Origin of the sequence: Flavobacterium sp. LMO6 (assembly GCF_009495795.1) — a bacterium.
Classification (GTDB): Bacteria; Bacteroidota; Bacteroidia; order Flavobacteriales; family Flavobacteriaceae; genus Flavobacterium.
The window spans coordinates 184,735-201,759 of the sequence record NZ_WIBH01000003.1 but is presented as its reverse complement, the minus strand read 5'-3'; the positions used below and the strand labels follow the sequence as shown (position 1 = coordinate 201,759).

At 34.0% G+C, this 17,025-nt stretch carries 30 protein-coding genes; 29 read left to right on the top strand and 1 reads right to left on the bottom strand.

Features of this window, described 5'->3' with window-relative positions:
- Positions 1–104: 104 nt before the first annotated feature.
- On the bottom strand, positions 105–1,652 hold the full coding sequence (locus GFJ99_RS04770; protein WP_238990072.1) for a hypothetical protein: 1,548 nt from the start codon (positions 1,650–1,652) through the stop codon (positions 105–107).
- A 385-nt stretch (positions 1,653–2,037) separates the two neighbouring features.
- Here GFJ99_RS04770 and rpsL point away from each other — a divergent pair, with 385 nt between their 5' ends.
- The 29 genes from rpsL (at position 2,038) to rpsK (ending at position 17,025) form a co-directional block, all read left to right on the top strand.
- Entirely contained in the window at positions 2,038–2,445 is a 408-nt protein-coding gene (gene rpsL / locus GFJ99_RS04765) for a 30S ribosomal protein S12 (RefSeq protein WP_008254501.1), read from the top strand.
- A gap of 24 nt (positions 2,446–2,469) precedes the next feature.
- Positions 2,470–2,946 carry a 30S ribosomal protein S7 gene (gene rpsG / locus GFJ99_RS04760; RefSeq protein WP_008254499.1) on the top strand — a complete coding sequence of 159 codons (477 nt, stop codon included), beginning with the start codon at positions 2,470–2,472 and terminating at the stop codon, positions 2,944–2,946.
- 11 nt (positions 2,947–2,957) lie between these two features.
- Positions 2,958–5,114: an elongation factor G gene (gene fusA / locus GFJ99_RS04755; RefSeq protein ID WP_153207747.1), complete on the top strand. Its 2,157-nt coding sequence runs from the start codon at positions 2,958–2,960 to the stop codon at positions 5,112–5,114.
- Between the two features lie 11 nt (positions 5,115–5,125).
- On the top strand, positions 5,126–5,431 hold the full coding sequence (rpsJ, locus tag GFJ99_RS04750) for a 30S ribosomal protein S10 (protein ID WP_008254495.1): 306 nt from the start codon (positions 5,126–5,128) through the stop codon (positions 5,429–5,431).
- Between the two features lie 233 nt (positions 5,432–5,664).
- Positions 5,665–6,282 carry a 50S ribosomal protein L3 gene (rplC, locus tag GFJ99_RS04745; protein ID WP_153207746.1) on the top strand — a complete coding sequence of 206 codons (618 nt, stop codon included), beginning with the start codon at positions 5,665–5,667 and terminating at the stop codon, positions 6,280–6,282.
- Positions 6,282–6,911 carry a 50S ribosomal protein L4 gene (gene rplD / locus GFJ99_RS04740; RefSeq protein ID WP_008254492.1) on the top strand — a complete coding sequence of 210 codons (630 nt, stop codon included), beginning with the start codon at positions 6,282–6,284 and terminating at the stop codon, positions 6,909–6,911. The genes rplC and rplD overlap by 1 nt, the downstream gene beginning before the upstream one ends.
- A 7-nt stretch (positions 6,912–6,918) precedes the next feature.
- Positions 6,919–7,209, top strand: coding sequence for a 50S ribosomal protein L23 (gene rplW / locus GFJ99_RS04735; RefSeq protein WP_008254490.1), 291 nt, complete (start codon positions 6,919–6,921; stop codon positions 7,207–7,209).
- A gap of 6 nt (positions 7,210–7,215) precedes the next feature.
- A complete protein-coding gene (gene rplB, locus GFJ99_RS04730) occupies positions 7,216–8,040 on the top strand; it encodes a 50S ribosomal protein L2 (RefSeq protein ID WP_008254488.1) in 825 nt (274 codons plus the stop codon).
- A 10-nt stretch (positions 8,041–8,050) separates the two neighbouring features.
- Positions 8,051–8,329 carry a 30S ribosomal protein S19 gene (rpsS, locus tag GFJ99_RS04725; RefSeq protein ID WP_008254487.1) on the top strand — a complete coding sequence of 93 codons (279 nt, stop codon included), beginning with the start codon at positions 8,051–8,053 and terminating at the stop codon, positions 8,327–8,329.
- Positions 8,330–8,335: 6 nt separating this feature from the next.
- Positions 8,336–8,746 (top strand): 50S ribosomal protein L22, encoded by a 411-nt coding sequence (gene rplV / locus GFJ99_RS04720; protein WP_133609598.1) that lies wholly within the window; start codon positions 8,336–8,338, stop codon positions 8,744–8,746.
- Positions 8,747–8,754: 8 nt separating this feature from the next.
- Complete coding sequence (rpsC, locus tag GFJ99_RS04715; RefSeq protein ID WP_153207745.1) at positions 8,755–9,489, top strand: 30S ribosomal protein S3; 735 nt, start codon at positions 8,755–8,757, stop codon at positions 9,487–9,489.
- A 19-nt stretch (positions 9,490–9,508) separates the two neighbouring features.
- Complete coding sequence (gene rplP / locus GFJ99_RS04710; RefSeq protein ID WP_008254483.1) at positions 9,509–9,928, top strand: 50S ribosomal protein L16; 420 nt, start codon at positions 9,509–9,511, stop codon at positions 9,926–9,928.
- 12 nt (positions 9,929–9,940) lie between these two features.
- Positions 9,941–10,132: a 50S ribosomal protein L29 gene (rpmC, locus tag GFJ99_RS04705; protein WP_008254482.1), complete on the top strand. Its 192-nt coding sequence runs from the start codon at positions 9,941–9,943 to the stop codon at positions 10,130–10,132.
- 18 nt (positions 10,133–10,150) lie between these two features.
- Complete coding sequence (gene rpsQ, locus GFJ99_RS04700) at positions 10,151–10,408, top strand: 30S ribosomal protein S17 (RefSeq protein ID WP_008254481.1); 258 nt, start codon at positions 10,151–10,153, stop codon at positions 10,406–10,408.
- Between the two features lie 2 nt (positions 10,409–10,410).
- On the top strand, positions 10,411–10,779 hold the full coding sequence (gene rplN / locus GFJ99_RS04695; RefSeq protein ID WP_007803649.1) for a 50S ribosomal protein L14: 369 nt from the start codon (positions 10,411–10,413) through the stop codon (positions 10,777–10,779).
- An 11-nt stretch (positions 10,780–10,790) separates the two neighbouring features.
- On the top strand, positions 10,791–11,105 hold the full coding sequence (rplX, locus tag GFJ99_RS04690) for a 50S ribosomal protein L24 (protein ID WP_153207744.1): 315 nt from the start codon (positions 10,791–10,793) through the stop codon (positions 11,103–11,105).
- A 2-nt stretch (positions 11,106–11,107) separates the two neighbouring features.
- A complete protein-coding gene (rplE, locus tag GFJ99_RS04685) occupies positions 11,108–11,659 on the top strand; it encodes a 50S ribosomal protein L5 (RefSeq protein WP_008254476.1) in 552 nt (183 codons plus the stop codon).
- A 3-nt stretch (positions 11,660–11,662) separates the two neighbouring features.
- Complete coding sequence (gene rpsN, locus GFJ99_RS04680) at positions 11,663–11,932, top strand: 30S ribosomal protein S14 (RefSeq protein WP_008254474.1); 270 nt, start codon at positions 11,663–11,665, stop codon at positions 11,930–11,932.
- Positions 11,933–12,036: 104 nt separating this feature from the next.
- Positions 12,037–12,435: a 30S ribosomal protein S8 gene (gene rpsH / locus GFJ99_RS04675; RefSeq protein ID WP_008254473.1), complete on the top strand. Its 399-nt coding sequence runs from the start codon at positions 12,037–12,039 to the stop codon at positions 12,433–12,435.
- A gap of 15 nt (positions 12,436–12,450) precedes the next feature.
- A complete protein-coding gene (gene rplF, locus GFJ99_RS04670) occupies positions 12,451–12,993 on the top strand; it encodes a 50S ribosomal protein L6 (protein ID WP_008254472.1) in 543 nt (180 codons plus the stop codon).
- 11 nt (positions 12,994–13,004) lie between these two features.
- Positions 13,005–13,355, top strand: coding sequence for a 50S ribosomal protein L18 (gene rplR / locus GFJ99_RS04665; RefSeq protein ID WP_008254471.1), 351 nt, complete (start codon positions 13,005–13,007; stop codon positions 13,353–13,355).
- Between the two features lie 6 nt (positions 13,356–13,361).
- Positions 13,362–13,886: a 30S ribosomal protein S5 gene (rpsE, locus tag GFJ99_RS04660; RefSeq protein ID WP_008254470.1), complete on the top strand. Its 525-nt coding sequence runs from the start codon at positions 13,362–13,364 to the stop codon at positions 13,884–13,886.
- A 13-nt stretch (positions 13,887–13,899) separates the two neighbouring features.
- Entirely contained in the window at positions 13,900–14,082 is a 183-nt protein-coding gene (gene rpmD / locus GFJ99_RS04655; protein ID WP_008254469.1) for a 50S ribosomal protein L30, read from the top strand.
- 12 nt (positions 14,083–14,094) lie between these two features.
- A complete protein-coding gene (gene rplO / locus GFJ99_RS04650) occupies positions 14,095–14,547 on the top strand; it encodes a 50S ribosomal protein L15 (protein ID WP_008254468.1) in 453 nt (150 codons plus the stop codon).
- A 13-nt stretch (positions 14,548–14,560) separates the two neighbouring features.
- The gene (secY, locus tag GFJ99_RS04645) at positions 14,561–15,904 is read left to right on the top strand and encodes a preprotein translocase subunit SecY (protein ID WP_008254467.1); all 1,344 of its coding nucleotides are present in this window, start codon (positions 14,561–14,563) and stop codon (positions 15,902–15,904) included.
- Between the two features lie 6 nt (positions 15,905–15,910).
- Positions 15,911–16,126, top strand: coding sequence for a translation initiation factor IF-1 (gene infA / locus GFJ99_RS04640; protein WP_008254466.1), 216 nt, complete (start codon positions 15,911–15,913; stop codon positions 16,124–16,126).
- 10 nt (positions 16,127–16,136) lie between these two features.
- Complete coding sequence (gene ykgO, locus GFJ99_RS04635) at positions 16,137–16,253, top strand: type B 50S ribosomal protein L36 (RefSeq protein WP_002987490.1); 117 nt, start codon at positions 16,137–16,139, stop codon at positions 16,251–16,253.
- Positions 16,254–16,255: 2 nt separating this feature from the next.
- On the top strand, positions 16,256–16,630 hold the full coding sequence (gene rpsM, locus GFJ99_RS04630; protein WP_008254460.1) for a 30S ribosomal protein S13: 375 nt from the start codon (positions 16,256–16,258) through the stop codon (positions 16,628–16,630).
- A gap of 11 nt (positions 16,631–16,641) precedes the next feature.
- The gene (rpsK, locus tag GFJ99_RS04625; protein WP_008254446.1) at positions 16,642–17,025 is read left to right on the top strand and encodes a 30S ribosomal protein S11; all 384 of its coding nucleotides are present in this window, start codon (positions 16,642–16,644) and stop codon (positions 17,023–17,025) included.

The window sequence follows — 17,025 nt, the reverse complement described above, 5'->3', positions numbered from 1 at the left end:
TTTAGTTTGAATTTTAATTATTATGTTTTAACCGCAGATTCGCAGATTTTTTTTTATTATTTTAAGTTTTTTTACAATCTGCGAATCTGCGGTCGAATTGCTTCTTAAAAATTCGTTTTAAAACTAATATGCACTATTGAATTCGAAAGTTTTATCGCTTGGTCACTGGTGCTTCCATTGGCATAAATCAAATTAAACAAGCCGTTTTTGCTGAATAACCCAAAACCGAAACCAATTCCAATAAGCTTATTTTCAATCTCATTTGTTTTGTCTTGAAAATAGCCATAATCGGTAATCGTATGGATATAGAGATTGGGTGCTAAAAGATAACGGTATTCAGCCATAATTCCACTAAAGGCATTCGCTTGTAAGCTATTTTCATTAAAACCTCGAATCGAGTTTATGCCGCCAAAACGATACAATTCGTTAATTACATAATCATTGCTTTGTAGATAATAGGATTGGTTTTTTATAAAAATACTGTTTTTTGGGTTCAATTCTAAATGATGACTGAGTTCTAATTGTGCAAAAAACTGATTCGATTTTGTAGTTGCTATGGTTCGATTTCCACTTCCAAACTTGGCAATTACTTTTGTTTTTTCTGGAAAAATAAAATTAGTTGTAGAGAAAGTTAAATGTTCAAAACTTGTGGTTAAAAATGTATTTGTAAAATCATTCAAGCTAAAGGAGTTGGTGTTTTGAATATCAACTGAATTAGTTTTCTGATATCCCAAATACGCTTTGGTGTTGTACGAAAAATAATAACCCAAATTCAAATCGGTATTTGTATTTTGAAAAGTAGAGTCTTGTTTAAAGATTCGTAGGTTGGTTTTAATTCCAATTGGAGTTTTAAATAAATAAGGTAATTCGGTTCCTAAATTAAATGAAGTTTGTTGGTTGCCATCGTTTTTCCAATACAAATTAAATTTTTCACCCGAATTCAAAATGTTCTGCAATTGCAAATCTAAATAACCATTAAAAGTCAATTTACTTTGGTCGTCGTTCGAAAATCCAATAAAACCATCAAATTTATTAGGTTTCGATTTTTCTAAATACACAAAAATTTTTGTCGAATCGGTCGTGAATAAAATCTCAGGATATTTTAGCTGACTAACAAATTGTAATTTGTCAAACTCATCGTTAATTTGATTTAAATTATCCTGATTAAAAGTTGCTTTTTTTGCCTTTTTGGAAATTGCCTTTTTAATCCCCGCCGGAAATTTATCATACCCTAGAATAACAATATCTGTAATGTTTCTTTTTGAATTCAGTTTGAGTTGTAAACCAGAAAATAAATTATTTTCAATTTTTCTCTGATTGATTAATTGCAAATTTGCTAACGAATATCCTTTCTTTTCTAATAACGCAATTTTACTTTTCATAAAATTTTCAACTTCATTAGTAGCGATATTCAAAGTGTCTTTTTCTAATTGTAATAACAACTTTTCAGTTTCAGAAAGTTTACCTATATATATAATGGTGTTTTTTACAGATTGTCCTATGTTGTATTTAAAAACAAAACTGCTGTCATTTGTCTTTTTTTGTTCTAATAGTAACCAATCAAAAAAACCTTGATTTGTTAACTTTGTTTCAAAACGTTTTTGCTCTTCTAAAAGTAATGCAACAGATTTATGTTTTTTGTTATAAAGCATACTATCAATTGTTTTGCATTCGTTTTCCGATTTCCCTTCGATTTTTAAATAGAAGTTTTGTCCCAATGAGAATTGGAAAAAAAATAAAAGAATAAAAAGCAAAAATGATTTCATCGCAGTAAAGAAACGAAAAAAAGTAAAATAAATTTTATATCCACTTTGTCTTTCTGTCCTGAAGCTTTGGGATTGTTTCATAATCCAATGCAGCTATTCTTGAAAATTTTTGTCGTTACTTTTTGTAACCCAATACAAATCAAATCAATACTAAAATCAAATTGCATTGAAAATTAATATATTATGATTTGGAAAGTAAAAAATAATTCCTACATTTGCAACCCCGTAAAAAGCGGGAATTTTAAACAGTAAAAATTTTTAGTATTTAATTATGCCAACAATTCAACAATTAGTAAGAACAGGGAGAACCCAAATAACTAAGAAGAGTAAATCGGCTGCTTTAGATTCTTGTCCTCAAAGAAGAGGTGTGTGTACTCGTGTTTACACAACAACTCCTAAGAAACCAAACTCAGCAATGAGAAAGGTAGCTAGGGTTCGTTTAACAAACGGTAACGAGGTGAATGCATACATTCCTGGAGAAGGTCACAATCTACAAGAGCACTCGATAGTATTAGTTAGAGGTGGAAGAGTAAAAGATTTACCAGGTGTACGTTACCACATCGTACGTGGAGCATTAGATACTGCGGGTGTTGCAGGAAGAACACAACGTAGATCTAAATACGGAGCTAAACGTCCAAAACCAGGACAAGCAGCTGCACCAACTGGAAAGAAAAAGTAATTTAAAATCTTTTAAAGAAAAGACATGAGAAAAAGAGCGGCCAAAAAAAGACCACTTTTACCAGATCCAAAATTTAACGATCAGTTAGTAACGCGTTTTGTGAACAACTTAATGTGGGATGGTAAAAAATCAACAGCTTTTAAAGTTTTTTATGATGCATTAGATATCGTAGAAGCTAAAAAGCAAGATGCAGAGAAAACTGCTTTAGAAGTATGGAAAGATGCATTAACAAATGTTATGCCTCACGTAGAAGTACGTTCACGTAGAGTGGGTGGAGCTACATTCCAGATTCCAATGCAAATTCGTCCAGATAGAAAAATTTCTTATTCTATGAAATGGATGATTCTTTATGCAAGAAGAAGAAATGAAAAATCAATGGCAGGTAAATTAGCTTCTGAAATTTTAGCTGCGGCTAAAGAAGAAGGTGCTGCTGTTAAGAAAAGAATGGATACTCACAAAATGGCAGATGCTAATAAAGCATTCTCTCACTTTAGATTTTAATTCGAATAGAAATGGCTAGAGATTTAAAATATACAAGAAATATTGGAATTGCTGCTCACATTGATGCTGGTAAAACAACAACAACAGAGCGTATCTTATTCTATACAGGAAAATCACACAAAATTGGTGAAGTACATGATGGTGCTGCAACAATGGACTGGATGGCACAAGAGCAAGAAAGAGGTATTACAATTACTTCAGCTGCTACAACTTGTGAATGGAATTTCCCAACTGAACAAGGTAAAGTATTGCCAGAGACATTACCATACCACTTTAATATCATTGATACACCGGGACACGTTGACTTTACAGTTGAGGTAAACCGTTCGTTACGTGTATTAGATGGTTTAGTATTCTTATTTAGTGCGGTTGATGGTGTTGAGCCTCAATCTGAAACTAACTGGAGATTAGCTGATCAATATAGAGTTCCACGTATGGGATTCGTAAACAAAATGGACCGTCAAGGTTCTAACTTCTTAAATGTTTGTCAACAAGTTAGAGATATGTTAAAATCTAACGCTGTTGCAATTACTTTACCAATTGGTGAAGAAAATGACTTTAAAGGAGTTGTTGACTTAGTAAAAAACCAAGCTATCATTTGGCATGACGAAACTCAAGGGGCAACTTTTGATATCGTGCCTATTCCAGCTGATATGGTTGACGAAGTAAAAGAATATCGTTCAATTTTAATTGAAGAGATTGCTACTTACGACGAAAACTTATTGGAGAAATACATGGAAGATGAAAACTCTATTACTGAAGAAGAAATTAATGTAGCTTTAAGAGCTGCAACAATTGACATGGCTATCATTCCTATGATTGCTGGTTCTTCTTTCAAAAACAAAGGAGTTCAATTCATGTTAGATGCAGTATGTAAATACTTACCATCTCCAATGGATAAAGAAGGTATTGAAGGAATTCATCCTGATGATGCTGACTTATTAGAAGAAGATCAAAAGAAAATTTTACGTCGTCCTGATCCAAAAGAGCCGTTCGCAGCTTTAGCATTTAAAATTGCTACTGACCCTTATGTTGGTCGTTTAGCTTTCTTCCGTGCTTATTCAGGTCGTTTAGATGCAGGTTCTTATATCTTGAACACACGTTCAGGAAACAAAGAGCGTATATCTCGTATTTACCAAATGCACGCTAACAAACAAAATCCAATCGATTATATCGAAGCGGGAGATATTGGAGCTGCTGTAGGATTTAAAGATATCAAGACTGGAGATACAATGTGTGATGAAAAACACCCAATTATTCTTGAGTCAATGAAATTCCCTGATCCTGTAATTGGTATCGCAATTGAGCCTAAAACAAAAGCTGACGTAGATAAAATGGGTATGGCTTTAGCTAAATTAGCTGAAGAAGATCCAACGTTTACAGTTAGAACGGATGAGGCTTCAGGTCAAACGATTATTTCAGGTATGGGTGAGTTACACTTAGACATCCTTGTGGATCGTATGAAACGTGAGTTTAAAGTTGAGGTTAACCAAGGTGAGCCACAAGTAGAATATAAAGAAGCGTTCACAAAATCAGCACAACACAGAGAAACTTACAAAAAGCAATCTGGTGGTCGTGGTAAATTTGGTGATATCGTTTTCCGTTTAGAACCTGCTGATTTAGTAGACGGTAAAGCTCCTATGGGATTACAGTTTGTTAATGAAGTTAAAGGTGGTAACGTACCAAAAGAATATATTCCAGCGGTTGAAAAAGGTTTCAGAGAAGCTATGAAAGCAGGTCCTTTAGCAGGATATGCAGTAGATAGTTTAAAAGTAACTTTATTAGACGGATCTTTCCACCCTGTGGATTCTGATGCTCTTTCTTTCGAATTAGCAGCTAAAATGGGATATAAAGAAGTAGGTCGTGCTGCTGGTGCAGTTATTCTTGAGCCAATCATGAAAATCGAAGTTATTACTCCTGAAGAAAATATGGGTGATATCGTAGGTGACTTGAACCGTCGTAGAGGTCAAGTAAATGATATGGGTGATAGAAATGGTGCTAAAACTATCAAAGCAGATGTGCCTTTATCAGAAATGTTTGGTTATGTAACAACATTAAGAACATTATCATCGGGTAGAGCTACATCAACAATGGAGTTTTCACATTATGCAGAAACACCTTCTAATATTTCAGAAGCTGTAATCAAAAAAGCAAAAGGTAACGCTTAATTTTTAAGAAAATGAGTCAAAAAATCAGAATAAAATTAAAATCTTACGATCACATGTTGGTTGATAAATCAGCAGAGAAGATTGTAAAAACTGTAAAAAGTACAGGTGCAGTAGTAACGGGTCCAATTCCATTACCAACTCACAAAAAGATTTTTACTGTATTACGTTCTCCACACGTAAATAAAAAATCAAGAGAGCAGTTCGAATTAAGTTCATATAAGAGATTGTTAGATATCTACAGTTCTTCTTCAAAAACTATCGATGCTTTAATGAAATTAGAATTACCTAGTGGTGTTGAAGTAGAAATCAAAGTATAATTGATTTAGATTGCAATAGCAATAACCATAAAAAACCGTCAATGTTAATAGCATTACGGTTTTTTTTCTTATCGTTTTTAGTAGGTGAAATCGTCTTTTTTAAAGTTAATTTCACTTAACTATTTATTTTTGCGATAATTAAAAAATAATTTATATATTTGCACCCTCAAAATGAGTAGTGTGCAAATACTATTTGTTGTATAAATAAGAGTTTAATTAATAATTAGTTTAATATGTCTGGGTTAATCGGAAGAAAAATTGGCATGACTAGCATCTTTGATGAGAGCGGGAAAAATATTCCTTGTACTGTAATCGAGTGTGGTCCATGCGTTGTTACCCAAGTCAGAACCAATGAAGTAGACGGATATTCTGCTATTCAGTTAGGTTTCGATGACAAAGCTGAAAAACGTTCTATTAAAGCTGAGTTAGGTCACTTTAAGAAAGCGGGAACAGCTGCAAAGAAAAAAGTCGTTGAATTCAAAGGTTTTGAAGAGGAGTACAAATTAGGCGATGTAATCGCTGTTGACTTATTCGCTGAAGGTGAATTTGTTGATGTTTTAGGAGTTTCTAAAGGAAAAGGATTCCAAGGGGTTGTTAAACGTCATGGTTTTGGCGGTGTTGGACAAGCGACACACGGTCAACATAACCGTTTAAGAGCGCCAGGATCTGTAGGAGCGTCATCTTATCCATCTAGAGTATTCAAAGGAATGCGTATGGCTGGAAGAATGGGAGGAGATAATGTAACAGTACAAAACCTTAGAGTTTTAAAAGTGGTTGGTGAGAAAAATCTTTTAGTAGTAAAAGGTTGTGTTCCAGGTCATAAAAACTCTTATGTAATCATTCAGAAGTAATGGAAGTAAAAGTTTTAGATATCAACGGAAAAGAAACTGGAAGAAAAGTTCAACTTTCTGATTCAGTTTTCGCAATCGAGCCAAACAAACATGCTGTATATTTAGATGTAAAGCAATATTTGGCTAATCAAAGACAAGGAAACCACAAAGCTAAAGAAAGAGCTGAAGTTGCAGGAAGTACTCGTAAAATTAAAAAACAAAAAGGTACTGGTACTGCTCGTGCAGGTTCTGCTAAAAACCCTTTGTTTAAAGGTGGAGGTACAGTTTTTGGACCAAGACCAAGAAGCTATTCATTTAAATTGAACAAAAACTTAAAAAGATTAGCGCGTAAATCTGCTTTATCTTTAAAAGTAAATGAATCAAATTTAGTAGTAGTAGAGGATTTTACATTTGATACACCAAGCACTAAAAATTTCATTAACGTATTGAAATCTTTAGGGTTAGATAATAAAAAATCTTTATTTGTGTTGGGCGATTCAAATAAAAATGTATATTTGTCGTCACGCAATTTAAAAGCGTCTAGCGTTGTAACTACTTCAGAATTAAGCACTTATGCTATTTTAAACGCAAAAAGTTTAGTTCTTTTAGAGGGTGCTGTAGACGGAATTGAAGCTAATTTAAGTAAATAATAAGATTATGAGCATCATAATTAAGCCTATTATAACTGAGAAAATAACTAAAGATGGTGAAATTTTTAACCGTTTTGGTTTTATAGTTGAAAAAACTGCAAACAAAATTCAAATCAAAAATGCTGTTGAAGCTGCTTTTGGTGTGAATGTAGTTACTGTTAATACAATGAACTATAGAGCTGATAGAAGTGTTAAATATACTAAAAGTGGTTTAATCAGTGGGAAAACAAATGCATATAAAAAAGCAATTGTTCAAGTTCAAGAGGGAGAAACAATAGATTTTTATACTAATATCTAATAGAATATGTCAGTTAGAAAATTAAAACCTATTACCCCGGGTCAGCGTTTTAGAGTTGTTAATAGCTTTGACACTATTACAACTGATAAGCCGGAGCGTTCATTAATCGCACCGAAAAAAAACTCAGGAGGTAGAAATAGTCAAGGAAAGATGACCATGCGTTATGTAGGCGGTGGTCACAAACAAAAGTATCGTATTATTGATTTTAAAAGAACTAAAGTTGGTATTCCAGCTACAGTTAAAACTATCGAGTACGATCCAAATCGTTCAGCATTTATTTCATTATTATATTATGCAGATGGAGCTAAAACTTACATCATTGCACAAAATGGATTACAAGTTGGACAAACTGTAGTTTCAGGTGTTGATGCATCTCCAGAAATTGGAAATGCAATGCCTTTAAGTAAAATTCCTCTAGGAACTGTTATTTCGTGTATCGAATTAAGACCAGGTCAAGGAGCTGTAATCGCTCGTTCTGCAGGAACTTTCGCTCAGTTAATGGCAAGAGATGGAAAATATGCAACAATTAAAATGCCGTCGGGTGAAACAAGATTGATCTTGTTAACTTGTTCAGCTACAATTGGAGCAGTTTCTAACTCAGACCACCAATTAATCGTATCAGGTAAGGCTGGTAGATCAAGATGGTTAGGTAGAAGACCAAGAACTAGACCAGTAGCAATGAACCCAGTTGATCACCCTATGGGAGGTGGTGAAGGACGTTCATCTGGAGGTCATCCACGTTCAAGAAAAGGTTTACCTGCTAAAGGTTATAGAACTCGTTCTAAAGTTAACCCGAGTAATAAGTATATTGTAGAACGTAGAAAGAAATAATTAGATAGACATGGCACGTTCATTAAAAAAAGGACCATTTGTTCACTTTAAATTAGAGAAGAAAGTTCAAGAAAATATCGCAGGTGGTAATAAAGGTGTTGTTAAGACTTGGTCTAGAGCATCTATGATTACTCCAGATTTCGTTGGACAGACTATCGCAGTTCACAATGGTCGTCAGTTTGTACCAGTTTACGTTACAGAAAACATGGTAGGACACAAATTAGGAGAGTTTTCGCCAACAAGATCTTTTAGAGGTCATGCTGGGGCTAAAAATAAAGGTAAAAAATAAGAAGCAATGGGAGTTCGTAAAAGAGAAGTTGCAGATGCAAGAAAAGAGGCTAATAAGTCTATTGCATTTGCTAAATTAAATAACTGTCCAACTTCACCTAGAAAAATGCGTTTAGTTGCAGATTTAGTAAGAGGTCAGAAAGTTGAACTAGCTCTTAATATTTTAAGATTTAGTCAAAAAGAAGCTTCAAGAAAATTAGAGAAATTGTTATTATCTGCCATAAATAATTATGTACAGAAAAATGAAGACGCTAATTTAGAAGAAGCAGGCTTATTTGTAAAAACGATTACAGTGGATGGCGGAATGATGTTAAAAAGACTTCGTCCAGCACCACAAGGTCGTGCACATAGAATTAGAAAACGTTCTAACCACGTAACAATCGTGTTAGGATCAAATAATAACACACAAAGCAATTAATAAACAGTATGGGACAAAAGACAAATCCAATAGGAAATAGACTTGGTATCATCAGAGGGTGGGACTCAAACTGGTATGGTGGAAATGATTACGGTGATAAAATCGCTGAAGATTATAAAATCAGAAAGTATATCCATGCTCGTTTATCTAAAGCAAGTGTATCAAAAATAATTATCGAAAGAACTTTAAAACTTGTAACCGTTACTATCACTACTGCTAGACCTGGTATTATTATCGGAAAAGGTGGTCAAGAGGTAGACAAGTTAAAAGAAGAACTTAAGAAAATTACAGACAAAGAGGTTCAAATCAACATCTTTGAAATTAAAAGACCTGAACTTGATGCTTACTTAGTAGGTACAAGTATTGCTCGTCAAATAGAAAGTAGAATTTCTTACAGACGTGCAATTAAAATGGCTATTGCTGCTGCTATGCGTATGAACGCAGAAGGTATCAAAGTTCAAATTTCTGGTCGTTTGAATGGTGCTGAAATGGCACGTTCAGAAAACTTCAAAGAAGGTAGAATTCCTTTGTCAACTTTCAGAGCTGATATTGATTATTCATTAGCTGAAGCGCATACTACTTATGGTAGAATGGGTATTAAAGTATGGATAATGAAAGGTGAGGTTTATGGAAAAAGAGATCTTTCTCCGTTAGTTGGAATGGACAAACAAAAGTCTAAACCTTCAGGATCTGGTGCTCCAAGAAGAGATGGAAATAAACCAAACGCACGCAAAAGAAAGTAATTATTTAAACTAAAGAAAAATGTTACAGCCTAAAAGAACAAAATACCGTAAGGTACAGAAAGGTAGAATGAAAGGCGTTTCTCAAAGAGGACACGAACTTTCAAATGGAATGTTTGGTATTAAATCTTTAGATTCTTCATTTATTACTTCTCGTCAAATTGAAGCAGCTCGTATTGCAGCTACACGTTTCATGAAAAGAGAAGGTCAATTATGGATCAAAATATTTCCAGATAAACCTATTACAAAGAAACCATTAGAAGTACGTATGGGTAAAGGTAAAGGTGCAGTTGAGTATTGGGCTGCAGTTGTTAAACCTGGTAAAATTATGTTTGAAGTTGGAGGGGTTCCTCTATCTGTTGCAAAAGAGGCTTTACGTCTTGCAGCTCAAAAACTTCCTGTTAAAACTAAGTTTATCGTTGCTAGAGATTTCGAAGCATAATCAAAATTTATTATGAAACAATCAGAAATTAAAAATCTATCTGCAGCTGAGTTACAAGAACAACTTAGTCAGTTAAAGAAAACGTATACCGACCTAAAAAATGCTCATGCAATTTCGCCTATCCAAAATCCTCTTCAATTAAGAGGTTTAAGAAGATCAGTTGCGAGATTACATACAGAGTTAACTAAAAGAGAGTTACAATAATTGTAGACTAGCTGAAAGATGGAAAAAAGAAATTTAAGAAAAGAGAGAATTGGTGTGGTGACTTCAAACAAAATGGAGAAATCTATTGTTGTGTCACAAACTACAAAAGTGAAACACCCATTATACGGTAAGTTCGTGTTAAAAACTAAAAAATACGTTGCACACGACGAAACAAACGATTGTAACATTGGTGATACAGTAAAGATCATGGAAACAAGACCTTTATCTAAATCTAAATGTTGGAGATTAGTTGAAATCATTGAAAGAGCTAAGTAATTATGGTACAACAAGAGTCAAGATTAAAAGTAGCAGATAACACAGGAGCGAAAGAAGTTCTTACGATCCGTGTTTTAGGAGGAACGAAACGTCGTTATGCCTCTGTTGGTGACAAAATTGTAGTTTCAATTAAAGATGCAACTCCTAACGGAAACGTTAAAAAAGGAGCAGTATCTACTGCAGTTGTTGTACGTACCAAAAAAGAAGTGAGAAGAGCTGATGGATCTTATATCCGTTTTGACGATAACGCATGTGTATTGTTAAACGCTGCAGGTGAAATGAGAGGAACTCGTGTTTTTGGTCCGGTTGCCAGAGAACTTCGTGAAAAACAATTCATGAAAATTGTATCATTAGCACCAGAAGTGCTTTAATTCTTATACAAATGATAAAGCTAAAAATTAAATCAGGAGATATCGTAAGAGTTATTGCTGGAGACCACAAAGGTTCTGAAGGTAAAATTGTACGTGTTCTTCGTGAGAAAAACAAAGCGATTGTTGAAGGAGTTAACATGGTTTCGAAACATACTAAACCAAGTGCAAAAAACCCTCAAGGAGGAATCGTTAAAAAAGAAGCTCCTATTCATGTGTCTAACTTGTCTTTAATTGACCCTAAGTCAAAAGAGACTACTAAAGTTGGTTTCAAACAAGAAGGAGACAAGAAAGTGAGATTTTCAAAAAAATCTAATCAAGTATTATAGTTATGGCATATATTCCTAGACTAAAAGAAGAATATAAGAGCAGAGTAATTGCTGCTCTTACAGAAGAATTCGGTTACAAAAATGTTATGCAAGTTCCTAAACTTGAAAAAATTGTTGTAAGCCGTGGAGTTGGTGCAGCTGTTTCTGACAAAAAGTTAGTTGATTATGCTGTTGAAGAAATGACAAAAATTACTGGGCAAAAAGCAGTTGCTACAATTTCTAAAAAAGACGTTGCGTCTTTTAAATTAAGAAAAGGTATGCCAATTGGTGCTAAAGTAACTTTACGTGGAGAAAGAATGTATGAATTCTTAGATAGATTGATTACTTCATCTTTACCACGTGTTAGAGATTTCAGCGGAATTAAATCTACTGGATTTGACGGAAGAGGAAATTATAACCTTGGTGTACTTGAGCAAATCATTTTCCCAGAAATTGATATTGATAAAGTAAATAAAATCGCAGGTTTTGATATTACTTTCGTAACTTCTGCAGAAACAGATAAAGAAGCAAAATCATTATTAGCAGAATTAGGTTTACCTTTTAAAAAGAATTAAGATATGGCTAAAGAATCAATGAAAGCCCGTGAGGTAAAGAGACAAGCAGTTGTTGACAAATATGCTGAAAAAAGAAAAGCGCTTAAAGCTGCTGGAGATTTTGAAGCTTTACAAAAATTACCTAAAAATGCTTCTCCAGTTCGTTTACACAATCGTTGTAAATTAACAGGAAGACCAAGAGGGTATATGCGTCAATTCGGTTTATCTCGTGTTACATTCCGTGAAATGGCTAACCAAGGATTAATCCCAGGAGTTAAAAAAGCTTCTTGGTAATATCAAAAAAAGTTATTACTTTTGCAAACCAAAAAATAATTTTAATTGGTTAAAGGTTTATTTGGTGAGTACCAGATGAAAACCATAACCGCAATATTATACATATGTATACAGATCCAATTGCCGATTATCTTACAAGAGTGAGAAACGCTGTGAGAGCTAACCACAAAGTGGTTGAAATTCCTGCGTCTAACATGAAAAAAGAAATCACAAAGATTTTATTCGATCAAGGATATATCTTAAGTTATAAATTTGATGATAACTCTGTTCAGGGGTCAATCAAAATTGCACTTAAATATGATAAAGAGACTAAAGAGTCTGTTATCAAAGATATCCAAAGAATTAGTAAACCAGGTTTACGTAAATATGCAGGTTCATCTGACTTACCTAGAATCTTAAATGGTTTAGGTATTGCTATTGTTTCTACATCAAAAGGTTTGATGACAGGAAAACAAGCTAAGCAATTAAATGTTGGTGGAGAAGTTATTTGTTACGTATATTAATAAAAAGACGAGACAATGTCAAGAATAGGTAAAAATCCAATTGCAATTCCAGCAGGAGTAACTGTAGAAGTTAAAGAAGCTGTAGTTACAGTAAAAGGAAAATTAGGCGAGCTTACTCAAGAATTTTCTGATGTAACCGTTAAAATCGAAGATAACCAAGTTATCGTTGAGCGTTCATCAGATCATAAAGATGAGAGAGCGAAACACGGACTTTATCGTTCATTAATCAACAACATGATTGTTGGTGTTTCTGAAGGCTTTACAAAACAATTAGAATTAGTTGGAGTTGGTTATAGAGCTTCTAATCAAGGTCAAAAACTTGATTTAGCTTTAGGATTCTCTCACAACATCGTTTTAGATGTAGTAAGTGAAGTAACTGTTGAAACAGTTTCAGAAAAAGGTAAAAATCCGATAGTGAAATTATCATCATTCGACAAACAATTATTAGGTCAAGTAGCTGCGAAGATCAGAGGTTTCCGCAAACCTGAGCCATATAAAGGAAAAGGAGTTAAGTTTGTAGGAGAAGAACTAAGAAGAAAAGCAGGTAAATCAGCTTAAAAATTAAGACTATGTCATTAACGAAATCTGAAAGAAGACAAAGAATTAAGTTCAGAATAAGAAAGATTGTAAGCGGAACTGCTGCTCAACCAAGACTTTCTGTATTCAGAAGTAATAAAGAAATCTATGCGCAAATCATAGACGACGTAAACGGAACTACTATAGTAGCAGCTTCATCGAGAGATAAAGGTGTTGAACAAGGGACTTCTGTTGAAACTGCTAAAGCAGTTGGTAAATTAGTTGCTGAAAAAGCACTTAAAGCAGGTATTTCAACAATCTCTTTTGATAGAGGTGGGTATTTATACCATGGACGTGTGAAATCATTAGCTGAAGGAGCTAGAGAAGCTGGACTTAAATTCTAAGAAATTATGTATCATAATTATAAAAACGTAGAGATTGTAAAACCAGGTGGTCTTGAATTAAAAGATCGTTTGGTGAGTGTAAATCGTGTTACTAAAGTTACTAAAGGAGGTAGAGCATTTGGTTTCTCTGCTATCGTAGTAGTTGGTGATGAAAACGGTGTGGTAGGTCATGGATTAGGTAAATCTAAAGATGTTTCTGAGGCTATTGCTAAGGCGGTAGAAGATGCAAAGAAAAATCTTGTTAGAATTCCTTTACATGGTCAGTCTGTACCTCATGAACAAAAAGGTAAATTTGGTGGAGCTAGAGTATTTTTAATGCCTGCTTCTCATGGTACTGGAGTAATTGCTGGTGGTGCGGTTCGTGCCGTATTAGAATCAGTAGGAATTCATGATGTATTATCTAAATCACAAGGTTCTTCTAACCCTCATAACGTAGTTAAAGCAACTTTTGATGCTTTGTTACAAATGAGAAGCGCTTTAACGGTAGCTAAACAAAGAGGAGTATCTTTAGAAAAAGTATTCAAAGGTTAATCAACAGGAAATCATGGCAAAATTAAAAGTAAAACAAGTAAGAAGTAAAATCAATTGTCCTCTTGATCAAAAGAGAACTTTGGAAGCTTTAGGTCTTCGTAAAATGGGACAAGTTGTTGAGCATGATGCAAGTCCTGCTATCCTTGGAATGGTAAATAAAGTTAAACACTTAGTTTCTGTAGAAGAAACTAAATAACACTATACAGTTATGAATTTAAGTAACTTACAACCAGCTGAAGGTTCAGTTCACAACCAAAATAAAAGAGTAGGTAGAGGAGAAGGTTCTGGTAAAGGTGGTACCGCTGCACGTGGTCACAAAGGAGCAAAGTCTCGTTCTGGTTATTCTAAGAAAATTGGTTTTGAAGGTGGTCAAATGCCACTTCAAAGACGTGTACCTAAGTTTGGTTTCAAGAACATTAATAGAGTAGAATATCAAGGTATCAATCTTGATTCGTTACAATTATTAGTAGATAACGGTGTAGTTACCGATGCAGTAGATTTTACTGTATTTGTTGACACTCGTTTGGCTACAAAAAATAGCTTAGTAAAGATTTTAGGAAGAGGTGAGCTAAAAACAAAACTTAAAGTAAGTGCTCACAAATTTACTGCATCTGCAAAAGCGGCTATCGAGGCTGCTGGTGGAGAAGCTGTAACTTTATAATCCCTTTAGTAAAATGAAGAAATTTATAGATTCATTCATCAACGTTTGGAAAATCGAAGAGTTAAAAAATAGAATATTATTAACTCTTGGATTATTATTAGTGTACCGTTTCGGTGCTCAAGTAACCCTTCCGGGGATTGATGCTACTAAATTGACAAATCTTACAAACCAAACTGACGAAGGTATTGGGTGGTTAATAAATGTATTTACAGGAGGTGCGTTTTCGCAAGCTTCTGTATTTGCATTGGGTATTATGCCATACATTTCAGCTTCTATCGTAGTTCAATTAATGGGAATTGCGGTACCTTATTTGCAAAAATTACAAAAAGATGGGGAAAGTGGTAGAAAGAAAATTAACCAAATTACAAGATGGTTAACTATCTTAATTACTTTAGTTCAAGGTCCAGGTTATATCTATAACTTATACAGAACTTTACCAGGAGAAGCATTTATGCTAACTGGACCTACATTTATCTTCTCTTCAGTACTAATCTTAGTAACTGGTACTATTTTTGCAATGTGGTTAGGAGAAAAAATTACTGATAAAGGTATTGGTAATGGTATTTCTTTATTGATAATGGTAGGTATTATTGCAAGAATGCCACAAGCATTTATTCAAGAATTTTCATCAAGAACTTCTCAAGCAAACGGAGGTATCATGATGATCGTAATTGAATTAATACTTTGGTTCCTAGTAATAATTGCTTGTATTTTATTAGTAATGGCTGTAAGAAAAATTCCAGTACAGTATGCAAGACGTACAGTTTCTGGGGATTTTGAAGAAGACATGATGGGTGGTAACAGACAGTTTATCCCATTAAAATTAAATGCATCAGGTGTAATGCCGATCATTTTTGCGCAAGCTATTATGTTTATTCCTGCTGCTGTTTCTGGTTTGGCTAAAGAATCAGATACTGCATTATCTATTGCAGGAATGTTCAACGATCCATTCGGTTTAGTATATAATATAGTTTTTGCTTTGTTAATTGTAATTTTTACGTACTTTTACACCGCAATTACTGTACCAACTAATAAGATGGCAGATGATTTAAAAAGAAGCGGAGGTTTTATACCAGGTGTTAAGCCAGGTGTTGAAACCGGAGATTACCTAGATAAAATTATGTCATTAATCACTTTTCCAGGTTCATTATTTCTTGCTATAGTAGCTGTGTTCCCAGCTGTTGCGGTAAGTTTACTTGGAGTTCAAGGTGCTTGGGGTTATTTTTATGGAGGTACTTCTTTACTAATCATGGTTGGGGTTGCAATAGATACTATTCAGCAAATAAATTCTTATTTATTGAATAAACACTATGATGGTTTGATGAAAAGTGGTAAAAATAGAAAAGCAGTAGCTTAATTTTTTATGGCAAAACAATCAGCAATAGAACAAGACGGAACAATCATTGAAGCATTATCAAATGCTATGTTTCGTGTAGAGTTAGAAAACGGACATATTGTAATTGCTCATATCTCTGGTAAAATGCGTATGCATTACATTAAGTTGTTACCAGGTGACAAGGTTAAACTTGAAATGAGCCCTTATGATTTGTCTAAAGCAAGAATTACTTATAGATACTAAAGCTATTAAAATGAAAGTAAGAGCATCAGTTAAAAAAAGAAGTGCCGAGTGCATTATTGTACGTAGAAAAGGAAGATTATACGTTATTAACAAAAAGAATCCTAGATTTAAACAAAGACAAGGATAATTATGGCAAGAATTGCAGGGGTAGATATACCTAAACAAAAGAGAGGAATCATTGCTTTAACATACATATTTGGTATTGGTAAAAGCAGAGCTAAAGATATATTAGCTAAAGCTCAAGTGAGCGAAGACAAGAAAGTTCAAGATTGGAATGATGACGAGATCGGAGCAATTCGTGATGCCGTTTCTTATTTCAAAATTGAAGGAGAATTGCGTTCAGAAATTCAGTTAAACATCAAACGTTTAATGGATATTGGATGTCAAAGAGGTATTCGTCATAGAGCTGGACTTCCATTAAGAGGTCAAAGAACTAAAAACAACTCTAGAACTAGAAAAGGTAAGAGAAAAACTGTTGCTAACAAGAAAAAAGCAACTAAATAATAAGTAATAATATGGCTAAAGCAACAGCAAAAAAACGTAAAGTTATCGTTGAATCTTCAGGAGAAGCACATATTAATGCTACTTTTAACAACATCATCATCTCGTTAACAAACAAGAAAGGTGAAGTTATTTCTTGGTCTTCAGCTGGTAAAATGGGCTTTAGAGGTTCTAAAAAGAATACTCCTTATGCAGCTCAAATGGCAGCAGAAGATTGTAGTAAAGTAGCTCTTGAAGCTGGACTTAAAAAAGTTAAAGTTTATGTGAAAGGTCCAGGAAATGGTAGAGAATCTGCTATTAGATCTATCCATAACTCTGGAGTTGAAGTTACTGAAATCATTGATGTAACTCCAATGCCACACAACGGATGTCGTCCTCCAAAAAGAAGAAGAGTATAA

What these genes read in the sequence shown, in the direction of transcription:
- GFJ99_RS04770 (WP_238990072.1), bottom strand. Translation starts at nt 1,652, where the DNA reads ATGCTTTATAACAAAAAACATAAATCTGTTGCATTACTTTTAGAAGAG.
- rpsL (WP_008254501.1), top strand. Translation starts at nt 2,038, where the DNA reads ATGCCAACAATTCAACAATTAGTAAGAACAGGGAGAACCCAAATAACT.
- rpsG (WP_008254499.1), top strand. Translation starts at nt 2,470, where the DNA reads ATGAGAAAAAGAGCGGCCAAAAAAAGACCACTTTTACCAGATCCAAAA.
- fusA (WP_153207747.1), top strand. Translation starts at nt 2,958, where the DNA reads ATGGCTAGAGATTTAAAATATACAAGAAATATTGGAATTGCTGCTCAC.
- rpsJ (WP_008254495.1), top strand. Translation starts at nt 5,126, where the DNA reads ATGAGTCAAAAAATCAGAATAAAATTAAAATCTTACGATCACATGTTG.
- rplC (WP_153207746.1), top strand. Translation starts at nt 5,665, where the DNA reads ATGTCTGGGTTAATCGGAAGAAAAATTGGCATGACTAGCATCTTTGAT.
- rplD (WP_008254492.1), top strand. Translation starts at nt 6,282, where the DNA reads ATGGAAGTAAAAGTTTTAGATATCAACGGAAAAGAAACTGGAAGAAAA.
- rplW (WP_008254490.1), top strand. Translation starts at nt 6,919, where the DNA reads ATGAGCATCATAATTAAGCCTATTATAACTGAGAAAATAACTAAAGAT.
- rplB (WP_008254488.1), top strand. Translation starts at nt 7,216, where the DNA reads ATGTCAGTTAGAAAATTAAAACCTATTACCCCGGGTCAGCGTTTTAGA.
- rpsS (WP_008254487.1), top strand. Translation starts at nt 8,051, where the DNA reads ATGGCACGTTCATTAAAAAAAGGACCATTTGTTCACTTTAAATTAGAG.
- rplV (WP_133609598.1), top strand. Translation starts at nt 8,336, where the DNA reads ATGGGAGTTCGTAAAAGAGAAGTTGCAGATGCAAGAAAAGAGGCTAAT.
- rpsC (WP_153207745.1), top strand. Translation starts at nt 8,755, where the DNA reads ATGGGACAAAAGACAAATCCAATAGGAAATAGACTTGGTATCATCAGA.
- rplP (WP_008254483.1), top strand. Translation starts at nt 9,509, where the DNA reads ATGTTACAGCCTAAAAGAACAAAATACCGTAAGGTACAGAAAGGTAGA.
- rpmC (WP_008254482.1), top strand. Translation starts at nt 9,941, where the DNA reads ATGAAACAATCAGAAATTAAAAATCTATCTGCAGCTGAGTTACAAGAA.
- rpsQ (WP_008254481.1), top strand. Translation starts at nt 10,151, where the DNA reads ATGGAAAAAAGAAATTTAAGAAAAGAGAGAATTGGTGTGGTGACTTCA.
- rplN (WP_007803649.1), top strand. Translation starts at nt 10,411, where the DNA reads ATGGTACAACAAGAGTCAAGATTAAAAGTAGCAGATAACACAGGAGCG.
- rplX (WP_153207744.1), top strand. Translation starts at nt 10,791, where the DNA reads ATGATAAAGCTAAAAATTAAATCAGGAGATATCGTAAGAGTTATTGCT.
- rplE (WP_008254476.1), top strand. Translation starts at nt 11,108, where the DNA reads ATGGCATATATTCCTAGACTAAAAGAAGAATATAAGAGCAGAGTAATT.
- rpsN (WP_008254474.1), top strand. Translation starts at nt 11,663, where the DNA reads ATGGCTAAAGAATCAATGAAAGCCCGTGAGGTAAAGAGACAAGCAGTT.
- rpsH (WP_008254473.1), top strand. Translation starts at nt 12,037, where the DNA reads ATGTATACAGATCCAATTGCCGATTATCTTACAAGAGTGAGAAACGCT.
- rplF (WP_008254472.1), top strand. Translation starts at nt 12,451, where the DNA reads ATGTCAAGAATAGGTAAAAATCCAATTGCAATTCCAGCAGGAGTAACT.
- rplR (WP_008254471.1), top strand. Translation starts at nt 13,005, where the DNA reads ATGTCATTAACGAAATCTGAAAGAAGACAAAGAATTAAGTTCAGAATA.
- rpsE (WP_008254470.1), top strand. Translation starts at nt 13,362, where the DNA reads ATGTATCATAATTATAAAAACGTAGAGATTGTAAAACCAGGTGGTCTT.
- rpmD (WP_008254469.1), top strand. Translation starts at nt 13,900, where the DNA reads ATGGCAAAATTAAAAGTAAAACAAGTAAGAAGTAAAATCAATTGTCCT.
- rplO (WP_008254468.1), top strand. Translation starts at nt 14,095, where the DNA reads ATGAATTTAAGTAACTTACAACCAGCTGAAGGTTCAGTTCACAACCAA.
- secY (WP_008254467.1), top strand. Translation starts at nt 14,561, where the DNA reads ATGAAGAAATTTATAGATTCATTCATCAACGTTTGGAAAATCGAAGAG.
- infA (WP_008254466.1), top strand. Translation starts at nt 15,911, where the DNA reads ATGGCAAAACAATCAGCAATAGAACAAGACGGAACAATCATTGAAGCA.
- ykgO (WP_002987490.1), top strand. Translation starts at nt 16,137, where the DNA reads ATGAAAGTAAGAGCATCAGTTAAAAAAAGAAGTGCCGAGTGCATTATT.
- rpsM (WP_008254460.1), top strand. Translation starts at nt 16,256, where the DNA reads ATGGCAAGAATTGCAGGGGTAGATATACCTAAACAAAAGAGAGGAATC.
- rpsK (WP_008254446.1), top strand. Translation starts at nt 16,642, where the DNA reads ATGGCTAAAGCAACAGCAAAAAAACGTAAAGTTATCGTTGAATCTTCA.